The 17683-nt window shown below is 70.1% G+C and carries 16 protein-coding genes; 8 read left to right on the top strand and 8 right to left on the bottom strand.

All coding sequences use genetic code 11. From position 1 onward, the window contains the following. Positions 1–18 precede the first annotated feature (18 nt). The 3 genes from ASD84_RS06725 to ASD84_RS06715 are packed head-to-tail and all read left to right on the top strand — an operon-like array spanning position 19 to position 3653. Positions 19–1446 carry a hypothetical protein gene (locus ASD84_RS06725; protein WP_056708125.1) on the top strand — a complete coding sequence of 476 codons (1428 nt, stop codon included), beginning with the start codon at positions 19–21 and terminating at the stop codon, positions 1444–1446. Continuing rightward, complete coding sequence (locus tag ASD84_RS06720) at positions 1443–2420, top strand: hypothetical protein (RefSeq protein ID WP_056708122.1); 978 nt, start codon at positions 1443–1445, stop codon at positions 2418–2420. The genes ASD84_RS06725 and ASD84_RS06720 overlap by 4 nt, the downstream gene beginning before the upstream one ends. A 21-nt stretch (positions 2421–2441) precedes the next feature. Continuing rightward, complete coding sequence (locus ASD84_RS06715) at positions 2442–3653, top strand: amidohydrolase (protein ID WP_056708119.1); 1212 nt, start codon at positions 2442–2444, stop codon at positions 3651–3653. Between the two features lie 21 nt (positions 3654–3674). Here the strand turns inward: ASD84_RS06715 and ASD84_RS06710 are convergent, their stop codons facing one another. The 4 genes from ASD84_RS06710 to ASD84_RS06695 form a co-directional block, all read right to left on the bottom strand. After that, on the bottom strand, positions 3675–4961 hold the full coding sequence (locus ASD84_RS06710) for an ABC transporter permease (RefSeq protein WP_056708113.1): 1287 nt from the start codon (positions 4959–4961) through the stop codon (positions 3675–3677). After that, entirely contained in the window at positions 4958–6253 is a 1296-nt protein-coding gene (locus tag ASD84_RS06705; protein ID WP_082573194.1) for an ABC transporter permease, read from the bottom strand. The genes ASD84_RS06710 and ASD84_RS06705 overlap by 4 nt, the downstream gene beginning before the upstream one ends. Next, positions 6250–7812: an ABC transporter ATP-binding protein gene (locus ASD84_RS06700; RefSeq protein WP_200954452.1), complete on the bottom strand. Its 1563-nt coding sequence runs from the start codon at positions 7810–7812 to the stop codon at positions 6250–6252. Before ASD84_RS06700 ends, ASD84_RS06705 begins: the two co-directional genes overlap by 4 nt. A gap of 99 nt (positions 7813–7911) precedes the next feature. Further along, positions 7912–8994: a BMP family lipoprotein gene (locus tag ASD84_RS06695; protein ID WP_235531004.1), complete on the bottom strand. Its 1083-nt coding sequence runs from the start codon at positions 8992–8994 to the stop codon at positions 7912–7914. A gap of 205 nt (positions 8995–9199) precedes the next feature. On the opposite strand from ASD84_RS06695, the gene ASD84_RS06690 reads away from it, so the two are divergent. Then, entirely contained in the window at positions 9200–9583 is a 384-nt protein-coding gene (locus ASD84_RS06690) for a cytidine deaminase (protein WP_056708104.1), read from the top strand. Between the two features lie 39 nt (positions 9584–9622). Here ASD84_RS06690 and ASD84_RS06685 read toward each other — a convergent pair whose 3' ends face one another. Further along, the gene (locus ASD84_RS06685) at positions 9623–10534 is read right to left on the bottom strand and encodes an adenylate/guanylate cyclase domain-containing protein (protein WP_162251498.1); all 912 of its coding nucleotides are present in this window, start codon (positions 10532–10534) and stop codon (positions 9623–9625) included. 88 nt (positions 10535–10622) lie between these two features. On the opposite strand from ASD84_RS06685, the gene ASD84_RS06680 reads away from it, so the two are divergent. Both ASD84_RS06680 and ASD84_RS06675 read left to right on the top strand, forming a co-directional pair. Continuing rightward, positions 10623–11912, top strand: coding sequence for a thymidine phosphorylase (locus ASD84_RS06680; protein WP_056708101.1), 1290 nt, complete (start codon positions 10623–10625; stop codon positions 11910–11912). A 9-nt stretch (positions 11913–11921) separates the two neighbouring features. Then, positions 11922–13001 carry an adenosine deaminase gene (locus ASD84_RS06675; protein WP_056708099.1) on the top strand — a complete coding sequence of 360 codons (1080 nt, stop codon included), beginning with the start codon at positions 11922–11924 and terminating at the stop codon, positions 12999–13001. Between the two features lie 42 nt (positions 13002–13043). On the opposite strand, the gene ASD84_RS06670 is transcribed toward ASD84_RS06675, so the two are convergent. The 3 genes from ASD84_RS06670 to ASD84_RS06660 are packed head-to-tail and all read right to left on the bottom strand — an operon-like array spanning position 13044 to position 15545. Then, positions 13044–13571 carry a hypothetical protein gene (locus ASD84_RS06670; protein WP_056708096.1) on the bottom strand — a complete coding sequence of 176 codons (528 nt, stop codon included), beginning with the start codon at positions 13569–13571 and terminating at the stop codon, positions 13044–13046. Next, entirely contained in the window at positions 13555–14181 is a 627-nt protein-coding gene (locus ASD84_RS06665; RefSeq protein ID WP_056708094.1) for an AAA family ATPase, read from the bottom strand. The genes ASD84_RS06670 and ASD84_RS06665 overlap by 17 nt, the downstream gene beginning before the upstream one ends. After that, entirely contained in the window at positions 14178–15545 is a 1368-nt protein-coding gene (locus ASD84_RS06660) for a PLP-dependent aminotransferase family protein (RefSeq protein ID WP_056708091.1), read from the bottom strand. The genes ASD84_RS06665 and ASD84_RS06660 overlap by 4 nt, the downstream gene beginning before the upstream one ends. A 72-nt stretch (positions 15546–15617) precedes the next feature. On the opposite strand from ASD84_RS06660, the gene ASD84_RS06655 reads away from it, so the two are divergent. Further along, positions 15618–16331: a pyridoxamine 5'-phosphate oxidase family protein gene (locus ASD84_RS06655; RefSeq protein ID WP_056708090.1), complete on the top strand. Its 714-nt coding sequence runs from the start codon at positions 15618–15620 to the stop codon at positions 16329–16331. Continuing rightward, complete coding sequence (locus ASD84_RS06650) at positions 16304–17491, top strand: dipeptidase (RefSeq protein WP_056708088.1); 1188 nt, start codon at positions 16304–16306, stop codon at positions 17489–17491. Before ASD84_RS06655 ends, ASD84_RS06650 begins: the two co-directional genes overlap by 28 nt. Positions 17492–17683 lie beyond the last annotated feature (192 nt).

Here is a 17683-nt window from a genome sequence, read left to right as displayed (position 1 = left end):
CGACCTCGGGAGTGGAACGTGCAGATTGCAGACGGTGGTGGCGGAGGAAGTTCCGTCGGGTCCTACAGCAGCCTGATCGCGGCAGCGGCGACCAAGGCCGAGCTGATGCACGGCAACTGGGAGTCGACCGGCGACTACACGGTCAAGCGCGAGATCAACGCGTCGAACCAGTACGTCGTGAGCTTCGCGACCGTCGAGTTCAACACGTACTCCGGGGAGTACTCCTCCGACGCGGCCGGCGCGCTCTCGGACATCAGCAAGGACACGCTGGTGTACGAGGCGAAGGCGGCGTTCGACAAGTGGCCGCCGAAGATCGAGGGCCTGTTCACCAAGTGGCAGAACCTCCCGAGCCGGTACACGTCGGCGGCCCTGCTCGACTGGGCTGCGCGCGAGCTGAGCATCGACCCGGACAACCCGCAGGCCACGGGCGACTCCGTCGACAGCGTCAACACCCGCCTCGCAGGCGACCTGGAGCGGATCAAGACCCGCACCGGTCAGCTCAACGGGAAGTACGCCAAGGCCTTCGCGGACTACTACGCCAACCAGTTGCCGACGACCGTCCAGGCCCAGGACATGCTCGTGTCCGCGCTGGCCGTGGCCAGCCGGGCGCAGGGCGAGGTCTGGGGTCGCGCCGCGGACGACCTCTCGAAGTTCGAGCACGACGCCTGGGACGCGATGAAGTCCTCAGGGCCTGACGGCGGACCCGATACCGACCTGGTGCTGGCGCTGACCGTCGTGGGTGCGCTGGGGTCCGCCCTCGCCTCCGTGCCGACCCTCGGCGGATCGGTCGTCCTGTTCGGGGCGATCAGCGCAGCAGCCGCCATCGGTGCTGGTGTGGAGAGCGCGAAGCAGGCCGACACCTCGTTCAAGGACCTGCCGCTCGGGGCGGACCACCCCGACAAGGTCTTCACCAAGCTCGAGGACGCCCTGACCGCCCTGGACGACCAGATCCAGGTGCAGGAGATCGGGATCAGGGACTTCCTGAAGTCGGCGAAGTCCTTCGCCGACAGTGGCGACTGCGAGCTCTCGACGCCGGGGCTGAACTCCGCACCCAACGGAGAGGTGCTCAGCACGCACCAGGGCGTCACGGTGAACAAGGACACCATCGCCCAGATCACCGAGCTCTGGCTTCCCTCGGTCGCCGCCGACCTGCGCCAGGCCGAGGGCTACCTCACGGTCACTGCGGACGACGGCTTCCGGCGCGACACCGACATCGGCCTCGCCCCCACCGGCGCGTGGGCCGAGTTCAGCGCGCTGCAGACCCGCACCTCCACGCTGCTGATGACCTTGTCGAAGGACCTCGAGGACGCGGGCACCAAGCTCGAGGACGCGGCGCGCGACATCGGCAGGACCGACGAGGGGATCAGCGAGCACTACCGCAACATCGAGAAGAAGGTCGAGGACCAGAACATCAACGACCCCGACCGAGTCACCCCCCTTCTGTGAGGCGCAGAGGGGCGGCCGCCGCCGGTCTGGCGGTCGCGGTCCTGGCGTCGATCGGCGCGGGGTGCACCCGCGAGGACGACGGCGGGCGACTGGCCGACGCGCGGCCCGCGCAGGTGACGGGGACGACGTTGTGGGCACAGCTGCCGACCGGCAAGGTGAGCGTGACGATCGGCAAGCCCGTCAGCAGGATCCCCGGCGACGAGGTGGTCGGCGGTCAGCCACTGGAGGCGGCGGACGACCGGGCGTTCCTGCCCGTGCAGGTCGACTACGCCGACCTCGAGGGAACGCCCGCGGACGCGCCCCAGGATCCGGACCTCGACCCTGCCGACCTGACCACGCTGGCGGTGGTGCTCGCCGACCAGTCCTATCCGGTTCCCTTCAGCGACGTCCCCGAGGCGTCGTACCTCGAAGTGGCGAAGGCGCCGGATGCCGAGCCGGCGCTGGAGATCGGGTTTGACGGCGTGCAGCAGAGCGTCGACGCGGCCGGTCATCGGGAGACGGGGGAGGCAGCCGGGCTCTACGAGGCGAGCACCCGCACCGACCTGGAGTCCTGTGGCGAGCAGGGTGCGGACACGCCCGAAGGTTCCTCGCGCACGTGTCGCTACGCCCTCTGGGCCTACCCGTACGTCGAGGGCCTCGGCTGGGCGTCGAAGCGGACGGCCGATGCAACGTGGGTGGTCGTGACCGCACAGACCTGGCTCCGTGCCGACCAGATCCGCTCGGGCGGGCAGGTCTGCCGGCCGACCGCGATGGCCGGCAACTCCGAGGTCCGGGTGGACGGACAGCCCGCGACGGGCGAGCTGCCCGTCGTGGCGAACCGACGCGGAGGCGGGCGCGGACTCGGCTCACGCGGCGCGTACCTCCTGCCTCCGGCTGGCCAGCGCGGGGTCGAGATCACCAGCAGATGGCGCTGCCGCATCGGCGAAGACATCACCAAGGTCGAGTTCGTGGACAGAGTGACCTCCCCGAGCTGAACGACGGCATAGGCTGGTCTGATGGTGGACACCTCCGACCTGTTGGCGCTCGCCGCCTCCGTCGTCGAGAAGTACGACGGCGAGCTGGTCGAGCTGCGGCGCGACCTCCACCGGCACCCGGAGCTCTCGTGGCACGAGCAGCGCACGATGGACGTCGTGGGCGAGCACCTCGACCGTGCGGGCTGGCAGGTCACCCGGATGCCCCGCAGCGGCATCCTCGCCGACATCGGCCCCAGCGGCCCGCGGGTCGCCCTGCGTGCCGATCTCGACGCCCTGCCCGTCGACGACCTGACCACCGACGCGTGGCGCAGCGAGAACGTCGGCGTGGCCCACTCGTGCGGCCACGACGTCCACACCGCAGCGCTCGTGGGCGCCGCCCACGCCCTCGGCGAGGTGCACCAGCAGGGCCTCCTGCGGGGTGGAGTGCGGCTGCTGTTCCAGCCCGCCGAGGAGGTCATGCCCGGCGGCGCCAAGCACCTCATCAACCACGGCGCTCTCGACGACGTCGACCGGATCTTCGCCCTGCACTGCGACCCCTCGGTCGATGTCGGCGCGATCGGCCTGCGGACGGGCCCGATCACCAGCGCGGCCGACCGGATCGAGGTACGCCTCGAGGGCAACGGCGGCCACACCTCGCGGCCCCACCTGACCGGGGACCTGACCTTCGCGCTGGCCAAGGTCGCCAGCGAGCTCCCCGCGGTGCTGAGCCGCCGGATGGATCCCCGGGCCGGCGTCAGCGTCGTCTGGGGCGTGCTCCGGGCCGGGTCGGCACCCAACGTCATCCCTGACCACGGCATGGCGAGCGGCACCGTCCGGATCCTCGAGGCGGAGGCCTGGGCCTCGTGCGAGGCGGTGGTCCGCGAGGCGGTCATCGACATCGTGCGCCCCTACGGCGTCACCGCCACCGTCGACTACCTTCAGGGTGTCCCGCCCGTGGTCAACGACCGGCTCAGCGTCGCGATGATCGCGTCGGTCGCTGACGAGCTCCTCGGTCTCCACCACCGCAAGGAGGTCGAGCAGAGCCTCGGCGGCGAGGACTTCGGGTGGTACCTCGAGCAGGTCCCGGGCGCGATGTTCCGCCTCGGCACGCGTACGCCGGGTGGCGCGCGCTACGACCTCCACCAGGGCGACTTCCTGGTGGACGAGCAGGCGGTCGGTTTCGGTGCGCGGATGATGGCCGGCGTGGCCCTCAACGCGCTCGGCACAAGGTCGTCGAGTAGCGGCGAGCGCTAGCGAGCCGCGTATCGAGACGGGTCAGCCTTTCCGGTACGCGATCCCGTCCGCGGCGGGCGCGCGCGAGTGTCCGACCAGGCCGGCGACGGCGATGATCGTGACGACGTACGGCAGCATCAGCATGAACTGGCTGGGCACCGGCGACCCGATCACCGACAGCACGCCCGACAGGTTCGTCGCGAAGCCGAACAGCAGCGCGGCCAGGGTGGCCCGCACCGGGTCCCACCGGCCGAAGATCACCGCGGCGAGCGCGATGTATCCGGCACCGTCGGTCATCTCCTCCCCGAACTGGGGGACCGAGACCAGCGTGTACGTCGCGCCACCGGCTCCGGCGACCAGGCCGGCGATCAGCATCGTGGTGTACCGGGTGCGGTTGACCTTGATGCCGACGGTGTCGGCCGCCTTCGGGTGCTCGCCGACGGCGCGGACCCGAAGGCCCCAGCGGGTGCGGTACAGCGCCCAGGCGACTGCGAAGACCGCGAAGTACATGAGGTAGACGAGGATCGTCTGGCGGAACAGCACCGGCCCGATGACGGGAACCTCGCCGAGCAGCGGGATCGGGATGCGCTCGAAATGCGGCGGGCTGTTCAGGCCCTCCGGGTTCTCGGCAAGGATCTGGCCGAACAGGAAGCTCGTCAGCCCGATCACCAGCACGTTGAGCACCACGCCGACGATCACCTGGTCGACGAAGTAGGTGATGGCGAAGAAGCTCAGCACCAGCGCGACGAGGGCTCCGGCGCACATCGCGGCCGCCAGTCCGCCCCACGGAGAGCCGACGATCGTGCCGAACATCGCCGCCGCGAACGCGCCGAACAGCAGCTGGCCGTCGATGGCGATGTTGACGACGCCGGCCCGTTCGCCGAGGACGCCGCCGAGCGCCCCGAACACGAGGGGCACGGCGAGCGCGATGGAGCCACCGAGGAGGCCGATCACGGGAACGGCGGCACCCGCCGCGGCCCAGCAGAGGAAGCCGGTCATGGCGAGCACCGAGAACAGCGCCACCAGCCACAGGGGAGTACGACGACCGCGGCTCACCAGGAACGCGGAGGCCACGGTGCACAGGGCGAGCAGGATGACGATCGTGGTGACCGAGGGCGTCGAGGGGACGGTGATCTCGGGCAGCTCGAACAGGTCGGTGTCGGTGGCGAGACGGAACGTCGTGTCGCCCTGGCGGGACTTGAGCGCGACGAGGAGCGACACCAGCATCGTGACGACGCCGAGGACGATCGGGGCCTTGAGCGCGCCCCGCATCCCAGTGACGGGGATGTCGTCGTCGATCGGCACGGGAACCTTGACCGGGGTGCTCATGCGGTCGCCTCCTTCGGCAGCCGGAACAGCGCTCGCACCAGTGGCGGGGCGGCGATGAAGAGGACGATCAGGGACTGGACGACGAGCACGATCTCGATCGGGATGCCCTCGGAGGCCGACATGGCGAAGCCGCCGGCCTTCAGTGCGCCGAACAGGATGCCGGCGGCGAGGATGCCGAGTGGTCGGGACCGGCCGAGCAGGGCGACGGTGATGGCGTCGAAGCCGATGCCGGCGTCGAGGTCGACCGTCACGCCGCTGGTGGCGGTGCCGAGGACCTGGTTGACGCCGGCCAGTCCGACGAGGGCGCCTGCGATCAGCATCACGGTGGTGTAGGTGCGCCCGACGTTGATGCCCGAGGCACGGGCCGCGTCGGGGTTCTCGCCGACGGCCCGGAACCGGAAGCCCATCGCCGACTTGTTGAGCAGCCACCACACGAAGACCACGGCCACCAGCGCCATGACGAAGCCGAGGTGGAGGTTGAACTTGTCGCCGAGGAGCTTGGGCAGGATCGCCGACTCCGGCATGGCCTCGGACTTCGGGTTGCCCGAACCGGGCGCCTGGAGCCAGCTCTGCTGGGAGAGCGCGTAGAAGACGAGGTAGTAGCCGACGTAGTTGAGCATGATCGTGACGATCACCTCGTGGGCACCGCTCTTGGCCTTGAGGACGCCGGCGATGCCGGCCCACAGCGCGCCGGCCAGGGCTCCAGCGAGGACGGCCAGCGGCAGGTGCAGCGCGATCGGCAGGTCGACGCTCACGGCGACCCAGCCAGCGGCGGCACCGGCGAGAAGCATCTGGCCGCGGCCGCCGATGTTGAACAGCCCGGCGCGGAACGCGAGGCCGACGCCGAGTCCGGCGAGGATCAGCGGACCGGAGTACTTCAGGGTCTCGGTGATCGGCCGGATCTTCGTCTCGAACAGCTCCGCGTCGGAGTTGTAGATCGCGCCGCGGAACAGCGCGCCGTAGGCGCCGGAGATGGCCTCCTGCACGGCGGTGAAGAAGTCACCGGGTCGGGCACCGATGTAGCTGGCGGCGGTGCGCACGTCCTCGTCGGTCAACAGGATCATCAGTGATCCGACCACCACGGCGAGGAAGACCGACAGCACCGAGACCAGCGCGTGGCCCATCGCGATCTCGCGCAGGACGCCCTGCCACTGGCTGGGGGACCCTTCTTCCTTCTCCGGTACGACGTCGTCGGCTGCCGTGGGTTCGGGGACTTCCGGAGCCTCGGGGGTCTCGGGCGTGCTCTCGGGGGTCTCCGGCTGCTCCGGCACGCCCTTCTTCCCGCGCCTCATGCCACGACCCCTTCGGGTCGCTCGCCGGCCATCATCAGGCCGAGGGTCTCCCTGGGGGTGTCTGCGGGCACGATGCCGATGACCTTTCCGCGGTACAGGACCATGATCCGGTCGGACAGGGCGGCGATCTCGTCCAGCTCGGTGGAGACCAGCAGCACGGGGACGCCGGAGTCGCGGGTCGCGACCACCTGCTTGTGGATGAACTCGATGGACCCGACGTCCACGCCGCGGGTCGGTTGCGCGGCGACGAGCAGACGCAGGTCGCGCGACAGCTCGCGGGCCACGACGACCTTCTGCTGGTTGCCTCCGGAGAGCTGACCGGCGGTCGACTCGATGCCACGGGCGCGGACGTCGTACTCGACGAGCTTCTCGCTCGCGAACGTCTCCAGCATCTTGCGGCGGATCGTGCCGAAGCGGACGAACGGCTTGCCGTGGCTGCGGTTGAGCATCAGGTTCTCGGCGAGGGTGAAGTCCTCGACCAGGCCGTCGGCCTGGCGGTCCTCGGGGATGAAGCCGACGCCGGCGTCGAGCACCTTGCGGACCGATCGCCCGACCAGCTGGTGGCCGTCGAGCTCGATGGATCCCTTGACGTGCGCCTGCAGGCCGAGCAGCGCCTCGGTCAGCTCGGTCTGGCCGTTGCCCTGGACCCCGGCGACGCCGAGGACCTCGCCGGTCGCGATGGAGAAGCTGATGCTGTCGAGGTGGACGTGTCCGGTGGCGTCGGTGACCTGGAGGTCGCGGACGACCAGAGCGTCGGCCCCGGGCTTCGCGGGGTCCTTGTGGACCGTGAGCTCGACCGGGCGCCCGACCATGAGGGCAGCAAGCTCCGCATTGGTCGCGGTGGGACTGGACTCGCCGACGACCGCGCCCCGCCGGATGACCGTGATCCGGTCGGCGATCGCGCGGACCTCGCGGAGCTTGTGGCTGATGAAGACGATGGAGGTGCCGGACTCCTTGAGCTGGCGCATGATCGCCATCAGCTCATCGGTCTCCTGCGGGGTGAGGACGGCGGTCGGCTCGTCGAAGACGAGGACCCGCGCGTCGCGGGAGAGGGCCTTGATGATCTCGACCCGCTGCTGGACGCCGACGGGCAGCGTCTCGATGAGCGCATCGGGGTCGACGTCGAAGCCGAACCGGGCCGAGATCTCGCGGACCCGCTCACGGGCGGCGTCGATGTCGAGCTTTCCGGCGAACCCGGTGGACTCGTTGCCGAGCATGACGTTCTCGGCGACCGTGAAGACGGGGATCAGCATGAAGTGCTGGTGGACCATGCCGATGCCGGCGGCCATCGCGTCCCCGGGACCGGCGAACGTCATCGGCACGCCGTCGAGGACGATCTCGCCCTCGTCGGCCTGGTAGAGGCCGTAGAGCACGTTCATCAAGGTGGACTTGCCCGCGCCGTTCTCGCCGAGGAGCGCGTGGATCTCACCTTCCTCGACGGTGAGCGAGATCCGGTCGTTGGCGACCAGGGGGCCGAATCGCTTCGTGATGCCCCGCAGTTCAAGCGTCATGACGGGATCCTTGCCGAGCGGATGGACAGATACCAGTGAACTCGCCATGAATCTGGCGGTGAAGACGGTGGTGGTGAAGAACAGACCGGGGGAGGCCGGCCCTGTGGCCGACCTCCCCTGGAGCCTGTCGTGCGGTGCTGCTCGGGGTTACTTGTTGAGGTACGACGTCACCGGGATCGACCCGTCGATGATGCCGGCCTTCACCGTGTCGAGCTCACCCTGGAGGGTGTCGGAGATCTTGCTCTCGAAGTTGTGGAACGGCGCGATGCCGACTCCGTCGTTCTCGAGCGTGCCGACGTAGGCGTTGGCGTCGAACTTGTCGTTGCCGGCGGCGACGACGGCCTCGATCGTGGACGTCTTCATGTTCTTGAGGATCGAGGTGAAGATGACGTCCTGCGTCTTCGGGTCGGTCTCGAAGAAGTCGGCGTCCACGCCGACGAGGGCGATGTCCTTGCCCGAGTCGGCGATGGCGGTCAGCGCACCCTGGTAGATCGGGCCACCCACCGGCAGGATGATGTCGGCGTTCTGGTCGAGGATCTGCTTGGCGGTGTTGGTCGCCTTCTCGTTGGCGTCGAAGCCACCGGTGAAGACGCCCTTGTCGCCGCCCTCCCAGCCGACGAGCTTGACGTCCTTGCCCTTCTCCTTGGCGTAGTACTCCACGCCCTGCTTGAAGCCGTCCATGAAGATCGTCACGGTCGGGAACGGCTGGCCACCGTACGTGCCGACGACGCCGGTCTTGGTGTAGTCAGCGGCCGCGTAGCCGGCGAGGAACGCCGCCTGTGCCGTGTCGTACAGGATCGGCTTGATGTTGTCGGCGTCCTTCGTGCCGTTGAAGTCGTTGTCGGCCGCGTCGTCGATGAGGATGTACTCGATGTCCGGGTTGGCCTTCGCGGACTCGACAGTGGCAGCGGACAGGGCGAAGCCGACCGTCACGATGGCGTCGCAGCCAGCGGTGACGAAGCCGTCGAGAGCACCGGCGTAGTCGTTCTCGTTCTTGGACTCGAACTCCTTGTAGTCGCTGTTGAGCTCCTTGGCCGCGTCCTTCACGCCTTCGTAGCTGAGCTGGTTGAACGACTTGTCGTTGAACCCGCCCGCGTCCGAGAGGATGCAGGGGAGGAAGTCGCTCTTCTCGTCGGCCTTCTCGTCGGGTGCATCGCCACATGCGGCCAGGGCCGCGCTCGCCATGAGTGCCACGGCTGCGGCCGCCGACGTCCTCTTCCAGGTCTTCACAAATGTCCTCCAGATCGACGCCCGCCGCTGAGGCTGGGCAGGGGATGTACGTGTGTGGTGCTCCGGTGCATCCTCACCCACCGGTTGGCCCGCGGGAAGGACCTTGGATGAAACGGTTACCAACTTGGGACCATTTCTTGTGGTGCACCGGCGCCGGGACCGAAGATCCTCGTGCGCGCGGGAGGTGGGGCGCTAGGTTGGCCGGGTGGTCGACTGGGACGCCCTGCAAGCAGCTGCGATCGAGATCTCCTCGCACGCCTACGCGCCGTACTCCAACTATCACGTCGGCGCTGCGGCCCTGGCTGACGACGGGCGCCTGCTGGTGGGGTGCAACGTCGAGAACGCCGCGTACGGCGTGACGCTCTGCGCCGAGTGCGGACTCGTCTCCCAGCTGCACGCGACCGGCGGAGGTCGGCTGACGCACTTCGTCTGCGTCAACGGCTCGGGTGCGGTGATCATGCCGTGCGGCCGCTGCCGACAGCTGCTGTGGGAAGCCGGGGGAGCGCCGCTCGAGGTGCTCACCCCCGAAGGTGTGCTGACCATGGACCAGGTGCTGCCGCAGGCCTTCGGCCCGGAGAACCTCGCCTGATCCCTCAGCTCCCTCAGGCAGGCGCCTCGGGCTCGTCGATCAACCGGGCCACGTGAAGCTGATCTTCGTGTCGCCGACGCGCAGCACGTCGCCGTCCACGAGCAGGCGCGACGCCTCGAGCCGATCGTCGTTCACGTGGGTGCCGTGGGTCGACTGCAGGTCGGTGACCACGAACCCCCGCTTGGTGGCGCTGATGGCGCAGTGGTGGCGGCTGACCGACGGGTCGGCGAGCACGAGGTCGTTGCGGGTGACGCGCCCGATCCTCAGGCCGGAGGACGTCAACATCAGCCGACGGCCGTCCGGCAGGCCGAGGACGGCCGGCGCCACCTCGACGCCGCCGAGGGTGGTCGTGGGGAGGTCGGCAGCCGACACCAGCTCGGCTCCGGCGAGGGCCCGGACCGGCGGGAACGCGGTCTCGATGCCTGGTGCCTTCAGCTGGAAGAGCTGCTCGGGTGCGCGGAGGTCCTTGAGGCGGTGCTGTCCGAGGTCGACCGCAGCCAGGCCCTGCTCCCTGGGGACCTGCAGCCCACGGACGATCGCGTCCGACGCCAGGACCTGTCCGCCGTGCGCCGCCGCGGTGATCCGCGCCGCCCGGTGCACCTCGTAGCCGACGTAGCCACCGTCGTAGGACTCCACGTGCCCGTGGTGCAGGCCCATCCGCACCCGGACGGTCGCATCCGTCGGCCACGACGCGGCGGTCAGGGCCCGTTGCGCTGCGATGGCGGCACCGACCGCACGTTCGCGGTCGACGAACACCACGAAGAAGCCGTCGCCAGCGGTGTCGACCTCGTGGCCGTCGTACTGCTGGAACGCGGCGCGGCTGAGCTCGCGGTGCAACCGCAGTGTGGCCGGCCACTGCGGTCCGAGGGCCTGCGCGAGCTGGGTCGACCCCTCGATGTCGGTGAAGAGCAGGGCGAGCTCTCCCGACGCGGGTGGGGTCGTGGGTGGCACGAAGGCCATTGAATCCCATCTGCGGCCCGTCCGCGGCCCCGTCCGCGGTCCCGCTGATGGCGCTGGCGCGGGGCCGTAGGGTGCGGGCATGGCCGGAACCCACGATGCCGTCGAGGTGATCATCGCCAAGCGTGACGGCGGCACCCTCTCCACGAGTCAGATCGACTGGATGGTCGATGCGTACACCCGCGGAGCGGTTGCGGACGAACAGATGTCGTCGTTGGCGATGGCGATCCTGCTCAACGGCATGGACCGTCGCGAGATCGCCGACTGGACCGCGGCGATGATCGCATCCGGCGAGCGGATGGACTTCTCGTCCCTCTCGCGCCCCACTGCGGACAAGCACTCCACCGGTGGCGTCGGCGACAAGATCACCTTGCCGCTGGCTCCTCTCGTGGCCGCCTGCGGTGTGGCAGTGCCCCAGCTGTCCGGTCGCGGACTCGGCCACACGGGCGGCACTCTCGACAAGCTCGAGTCGATCCCCGGTTGGCGCGCGCTGCTCTCCAACGAGGAGATGCTGGCGCAGCTCGAGGGCACCGGTGCGGTCATCTGTGCCGCGGGCGAAGGCCTCGCGCCGGCCGACAAGAAGCTCTACGCCCTGCGCGACGTGACCGGCACCGTCGAGGCGATCCCGTTGATCGCCTCCTCGATCATGAGCAAGAAGATCGCCGAGGGCACCGGTGCGCTGGTGCTCGACGTGAAGGTCGGCAGCGGCGCCTTCATGAAGTCGGTGGATCGCGCCCGTGAGCTGGCTGAAGTGATGGTGGCGCTGGGCAAGGACGCCGGTGTGAACACCGTCGCGCTGCTCACCGACATGGACACCCCGCTCGGCTTCACCGCCGGCAACGCCATCGAGGTCACCGAGTCGATCGAGGTGCTCGCCGGTGGCGGCCCCGCGGACGTCGTCGAGCTGACGGTGGCGCTGGCCCGCGAGATGCTCGCTGCCGCCGGCCGACCCGACATCGACCCCGCGCAGAAGCTGGCCGACGGCTCCGCGATGGATGCGTGGCGTTCGATGATCAGCGCGCAGGGCGGCGATCCCTCGGCAGTGCTGCCGGTGGCCCGGGAGTCGCACGTGGTGGTTGCTCCGGCGGATGGCGTGCTCACTCGACTCGACGCGATGGCAGTCGGCCTGGCTGCCTGGCGCCTCGGTGCCGGGCGCGCGCGCAAGGAGGATCCGGTGCAGGCCGGCGCCGGTGTGGTCTGGCATGCGCGACCTGGTGACACCGTGACGGCGGGCGCTCCCTTGTTCACCCTGCTGACCGACACTCCTGAGCGCTTCGACCGAGCGCTGGCTTCCCTCGAGGGCGGGTACGACGTCGCGGCTCCCGGCACCGCGCACGAATCCAGGCCCCTCGTGATCGACCGCGTCGGGTAGGAATGGTTCATGCAACCGACGAGTGCCTTGACGACTGATCTGCTGCGCGCGGCGCCGAAGGTGCTGCTGCACGACCACCTCGACGGTGGACTGCGTCCCGCGACCATCCTCGAGCTCGCGGTCGAGGTCGGCCACGAGCTGCCCGAGTCCAACGCGGATGCGCTGGCGGCGTGGTTCGCGGAGGCCGCCGACTCGGGTTCGCTGGAGCGCTACCTCGAGACGTTCGCCCACACGGTCGGCGTGATGCAGACGGCCGATGCGCTGACCCGCGTCGCGCGCGAGTGCGTCGAGGACCTCGCAGCGGACGGTGTCGTCTACGCCGAGATCCGCTACGCACCCGAGCTCCACGTCGAGGCCGGGCTCGACCTGGCCGACGTCGTCGCCGCCGTGCAGAAGGGTTTCGAGGAGGGCATGGCCGCCGCGGGCGGCTCGATCATCGTCCGCCACCTGTTGACCGCGATGCGCCAGGCGGCGCGCGCCATGGAGATCGCGGAGCTCGCGATCCAGTGGCGTGACCGCGGTGTCGCCGGCTTCGACATCGCCGGCCCGGAGGCGGGATTCCCTCCCACCCGTTTCATCGACGCGTTCGAGTACCTCCAGCGTGAGAACTCGCACTTCACCATCCACGCCGGCGAGGGCTTCGGCCTGCCGTCGATCTGGGAAGCCGTCCAGTGGTGCGGTGCCGATCGCCTCGGCCACGGCGTGCGGATCGTGGAGGACATCTCGGTGGACGACGACGGCACTCCGGTGCTGGGGCGGCTGGCGTCGTACGTCCGGGACAAGAGAATCCCGCTCGAGATGTGCCCGTCCTCGAACGTCCAGACCGGTGCCACCGCGTCGCTGGCCGAGCACCCGATCAAGCTGCTCGCGTCTTTGCGGTTCCGGGTCACGGTCAACACCGACAACCGGCTGATGAGCCGTACGTCGCTGAGCCAGGAGTTCGGCCTGCTGGCCGAGACCTTCGGCTACGGGCTGGCCGAGATGGAGTGGCTGACCGTCAACGCGATGAAGTCCGCCTTCATCCCGTACGACGAGCGGTACCGCTTGATCACCGAGACCATCAAGCCCTGGTACGCCGCCCACCGTTAGCCCGTTGGTCGAGGAGCTTGCGCAGCAAGCGTCTCGAGACCCTCAGGCCACGAACCAGACGTGGCTCCACCCGGCGACATCGAAGTCGTTGTCGAGCCACTTCTCCTCCAGCACCCGGACCAACCGACCGCGCGCGGGGTCGAAGACCTGGATCGCGCCGTCCAGGTTGGCGACGGCGAGGATGACGTGGCGGGGGAGCCAGCGGCTGCCGATGTAGACCACGACGGGACGGGTCGCGAGCTGTTCGCGGACGATCTCGTAGGCGAGCGCGGGACGCGGCCGCGCGAACACGGTCGCGATGTGCTGGCCGGTCAGCACCCGGAGCAGGTTCACGATCGCCCACGGGGGCGTGCCGAGGGCCCTGGGCCACGGCACCTGGAAGCGGTCGCGCGCGCTGGTCGCGGAGGTGAGCAGCCGGTGCTCGTTCTTGATCTCGTTCGCTCCGTCGGCGCCGTCGACCGGGCGCCAGTCGGTCAGCAGCGCCTTTGCCGCCAGCGCACTGGCCGCGCCGCAGCTGCGCGGGTCGGGCTGCTTGAGGGTCGACGGGTCGAGGTCAGCTGGCCAGCGCATGGTCGCCCTCCGGGTCGCGGAGGTCGGCGAAGGCGCGGTCACCCGTGGCGACGCGGCAGCCGACGGCGACCGCGCGTCGTACGACCTGCCGCTGGGCGCGGGCGAGCGCCAGCCCGCGGCGGAGCAGGACCAGGGGTGGCTTGCGGTGCTCGTGGAGGTCGCGGGTGAGCCGTCGCCAGAAGGTGACGACCGGGTGCTGGGTGATGCAGTACGCCGCCGCGAGCATCCCGGTCCGGCGGCACTCCTCGACGACCTCGGCCGCGAAGATCCCCTCGGCGCAGAAGCGCGTGGCGCCGGCCAGGTCGAGGCGGTGCGTGCCCGTGCGCCTGCTCTCGGCGATCGAGTAGACCGGGACCTCGGTCGCGCCGGTCGCACAGAGCTCGCGCAGGGCGGTGAGGGCGTCGTCGCGATGCCACGTGCCCGGGTGGTCCCAGTCGACGATGCCGGCATTGGCGCCCTCGGTGATCCGGGGGAGGTCCGGCTCGTCGCCGTCGCGGTAGAAGTCGTCGAGCCGCAACGTCGGCCAGCCGTGCGCCCTCTCCAGGCGCTCTGCCAGCCGCGACTTGCCCGATCCCGAGGGTCCGGCGAGGACGATCACACGCGCGGTCATGGGAGCCGAGTCTGCCGCACGTCGGCCAGTCCGCGCACAACCGCGGCGAGCGCCTCGTCGAGCTGGGCGTCGGTGCACCCGCCGAACCCGATCACCAGGCCGTGCCGGGTGTCTGACCGGCAGTAGTCGGCGAGCAGGGGGACGTCGTACCCCTGCTTGCGGGCGGAGGCGTGGGCGGCTCCTGCCTGGCGCCGTGGGAGCTCGAGGGTGGCGTACATGCCGGCGATCGGCCCGCTGCTGCGGGCGTACGGCGCGAGCGCGGCGGCCACCCGCTCGCTCCGCTCGGCGTAGACACGGCGGGCGGAGCGGACCACCTTGTCGACGTACCCGTCGCGGAGCAGGGAGAGGTACGCGCGCTGCACGGGCCAGGATGCCGTGTCGTGCGTGACGGCGCGCATCTGGTTGAGCGGCTCGAGGAGCTCCGGCGGTGGCACCATCCAGCCGAGCCGCATGCTCGGCGCGACGGCCTTGCTCGCAGTGCCGAGGTAGGCGACGCGGGTGCGGTCGAGCGAGGCGAGGGCGGGCACGGGTGCGACGTCGTAGCGGAACTCCGAGTCGTAGTCGTCCTCGATGACCAGCGCTCCGGTCCTCCGGCTCGCGTCGAGCAGGGAGAGGCGGGCGCTGCCGGACAGGGTGGGGCCGAGCGGGTGCTGGTGGGCCGGCGTGACGTACGCGGCGGCACAGGTGGTGAGCGTGGTGGCGTCGGGCGGCGGCCCGAGCGCTGGTACGTCGACCACCTCGCGACCCGCGAGGCGGATCGTCGCGACGGCTGCCCGGTAGCCCGGGTCGTCGACCGTGACCCCGCCTGGCGGCAGCACCCCGAGGAGGTGCCGCAGCCCGTCGGTGGTTCCCGCGGTGACCAGGACTTCGTCGGGATCGCAGTCCAGGCCGCGGATCCGGCCCAGCCGCGCAGCGATCTCGATGCGGAGCTCCGGGAGCCCGCGCGGGTCGTCGTACCCGCTCGGCGGGCGGGCGGTGGAGACGTCGCGCCAGGCGCGACGCCACAGGGCGGCGTACCGCGGGTCGATCCACGGGGTGCCCGCGTCGAGACGGATCAGCGGTTTGCCCGGTGGGGGCCGGTGGCGGCTGGGGCGTGGTGGCGCCGTCGCGGGGGCGCTCGCGGAGACGTAGGTGCCGGATCCGTGGCGACCTTCGAGCCAGCCCTCGGCGACGAGCTGGCCGTAGGCCACCTCGGTGACGGCGCGCGCGACGCCGAGCTCGGTGGCCAGCGCCCGGCTGCTCGGCAGGCGGTCCCCCGAGGCGAGCCGGCCGTCGGTCACCTGGCGCCGGATCTGGTCGGCGAGCTGTCTGCCCAGAGGCCGTCGGTCGTCGCGGTCCAGGACGACGGCGAGGGTGGCGGCCATGGTGAGTGTCCTGTCTGAATGGTGGCTCAGTGGCCCGTGCAAGCGGGCCACTTTGCCGTCAGTCTAGAACCCATGAGCACCGAACTGCCCCTGTCGCCCACACCGCGCACGACCGTGACCCGCGGCCGCAACCGGATGGTCTCCGACCGCTCCGAGCTGCACCGGTTCCTCGTGGACGGACTGGTCGCGCACATCGGTGTCACCGTCGGCGACCACCCGCTGGTGCTCCCGGCCGCCTACGCGGTCGATGCCTCTGGTCCGGATGCAGGAGGGACCCTCTACGTGCACGGGTCCGTTGCGGCCGGGTGGCTGCGCCAGGCGCAGGGGGCCACGGTCTGCGTCACGGTGACGGAGGTCGACGGTCTCGTGGCGGGTCGCTCCGCCTTCCACCACTCGATGAACTACCGCTCGGCCGTCGTCATCGGGGCGGCGCGGGTCGTGGATGACGAGACGGAGCGTCAGCACGCGCTCGACCTGATCGTCGACCACATGATCCCCGGCCGCTCGGCCACGCTGCGCCCGAGCACGCGCAAGGAGCTCGCCGCCACGGCCGTGCTGGCGATCCCGCTCGCCGAGGCCTCGATGAAGGCCCGTGCCGGCGACCCGGTCGACGAACCCGAGGACGTGGCCGCCGGGGTGTGGGGCGGGTACGTTCCGCTCGCCCGGGTGGCGGGGGAGCCCGTGTCCGCGACCGACTCGCACTCCGACGTACCGCTGGACGTCGTACGACGGGCGGAGGGGCTGCTAGCGTCCGCCGGATGGGTTGGGTCAAGCGCCGCTGGGTGAAGATCGCCACGCTGTCCGTCGTCCTGATCGTGGCGATCGGTGCGACCGGCTTCTTCACGGTCGCGCCCGGAAAGATCGAGAGCCTGCGCAATCGCGTCGTGCCCGTGGACCTGCCCGAGGTCAGCGCTGAGACGCAGGCGCTGCACGACTCGCTCCAGGTCGTCGACATGCATTCCGACACCTTGATGTGGGACCGGGACCTCCTGGATCGGGCAGGTCGCGGTCACATGGACCTGCCGCGCCTCGAGGACGGCAACGTCGCACTGCAGATCTTCTCGTCGGTGTCGAAGTCGCCCGAGGGTCAGAACTACGACAGCAACACCGACGAGAGCGACAACATCACGCTGCTGGCCATTGCGCAGCTCCAGCCGTTCCGGACCTGGGGGTCCTTGCTGGAGCGGTCGCTCTACCACGCAGAGAAGCTCGACAAGGCCGCCCGTGAGTCCGGCGGGTCGCTGGTGCTGATCCGCTCGAAGGGTGACCTGGAGCGGCTGATCGCCGACCGTGAGGCCGGCAAGCAGGTCACCGGTGGGCTGTTCTCCGTCGAGGGCCTGCACAACCTCGAAGGCGACTTCGACAACCTCGACAGGCTCTACGACGCCGGCATGCGGATGGCCGGCTTCACCCACTTCTTCGACAACGAGGTCGCCGGCTCGATGCACGGTGTCGACAAGGGTGGGCTCACCGACCTCGGTCGTCGCGTCTTCGCCGAGATGGAGAGGCGCGGGGTCATCGTCGACCTCGCCCACGCCAGCCACGCCGCCGTCGCCGAGATGCTCGACCTCGCGACGAAGCCCGTCGTCGTGAGCCACGGGGGAGTGCAGGCCACCTGCGAGGTCAACCGGAACCTCACCGACGTGGAGATCCGGGGCGTTGCCTCCACTGGTGGGGTGATCGGCATCGGGTACTGGAACGCGGCGATCTGTGCTCGCACGACCAAGGCCGTCGTCGACGCCATCGACCACGTGGTCGCCTTCGGCGGCCTCGAGACCGCCGCGCTCGGCAGTGACTTCGACGGCGCCACCGTCGTCGGCTGGGACACCAGCGAGCTCGCTGCGATCACCCAGGAGCTCGTCAACCGTGGGTACGAGGACAACGAGGTCGCCGCGATCATGGGCGGCAACACGCTCCGTGTGCTGGGCGAGACGCTGCCCGACTGACGTCCGGGACCCGGTCCGGTGGTTGAGGTGCGAGCGCAGCGAGCCTCGAAACCCCCGGCCCTGACCACGAACTCTCCACACACAGTCAAGGGACTTTCCCCTGTCCACAGGCGGGTTTCCGGGCCGTGGTTGTGTCGCCACCTCATGATCCAATACAGGTATGGAGCAGGGGAACAGCGAACTGACCGGACG

Origin of the sequence: Nocardioides sp. Root682 (assembly GCF_001427795.1) — a bacterium.
In the GTDB taxonomy this organism is placed as follows: Bacteria; Actinomycetota; Actinomycetes; order Propionibacteriales; family Nocardioidaceae; genus Nocardioides.
Note: the sequence above shows the minus strand (reverse complement) of the source record. Positions and strands in the feature narration are given on the sequence as shown.

What these genes read in the sequence shown, in the direction of transcription:
- ASD84_RS06670 (WP_056708096.1), bottom strand. Translation starts at nt 13,571, where the DNA reads ATGCGCTGGCCAGCTGACCTCGACCCGTCGACCCTCAAGCAGCCCGAC.
- ASD84_RS06655 (WP_056708090.1), top strand. Translation starts at nt 15,618, where the DNA reads ATGAGCACCGAACTGCCCCTGTCGCCCACACCGCGCACGACCGTGACC.
- ASD84_RS06705 (WP_082573194.1), bottom strand. Translation starts at nt 6,253, where the DNA reads ATGAGGCGCGGGAAGAAGGGCGTGCCGGAGCAGCCGGAGACCCCCGAG.
- ASD84_RS06700 (WP_200954452.1), bottom strand. Translation starts at nt 7,812, where the DNA reads ATGGCGAGTTCACTGGTATCTGTCCATCCGCTCGGCAAGGATCCCGTC.
- ASD84_RS06675 (WP_056708099.1), top strand. Translation starts at nt 11,922, where the DNA reads ATGCAACCGACGAGTGCCTTGACGACTGATCTGCTGCGCGCGGCGCCG.
- ASD84_RS06665 (WP_056708094.1), bottom strand. Translation starts at nt 14,181, where the DNA reads ATGACCGCGCGTGTGATCGTCCTCGCCGGACCCTCGGGATCGGGCAAG.
- ASD84_RS06660 (WP_056708091.1), bottom strand. Translation starts at nt 15,545, where the DNA reads ATGGCCGCCACCCTCGCCGTCGTCCTGGACCGCGACGACCGACGGCCT.
- ASD84_RS06715 (WP_056708119.1), top strand. Translation starts at nt 2,442, where the DNA reads ATGGTGGACACCTCCGACCTGTTGGCGCTCGCCGCCTCCGTCGTCGAG.
- ASD84_RS06650 (WP_056708088.1), top strand. Translation starts at nt 16,304, where the DNA reads ATGGGTTGGGTCAAGCGCCGCTGGGTGAAGATCGCCACGCTGTCCGTC.
- ASD84_RS06710 (WP_056708113.1), bottom strand. Translation starts at nt 4,961, where the DNA reads ATGAGCACCCCGGTCAAGGTTCCCGTGCCGATCGACGACGACATCCCC.
- ASD84_RS06680 (WP_056708101.1), top strand. Translation starts at nt 10,623, where the DNA reads ATGGCCGGAACCCACGATGCCGTCGAGGTGATCATCGCCAAGCGTGAC.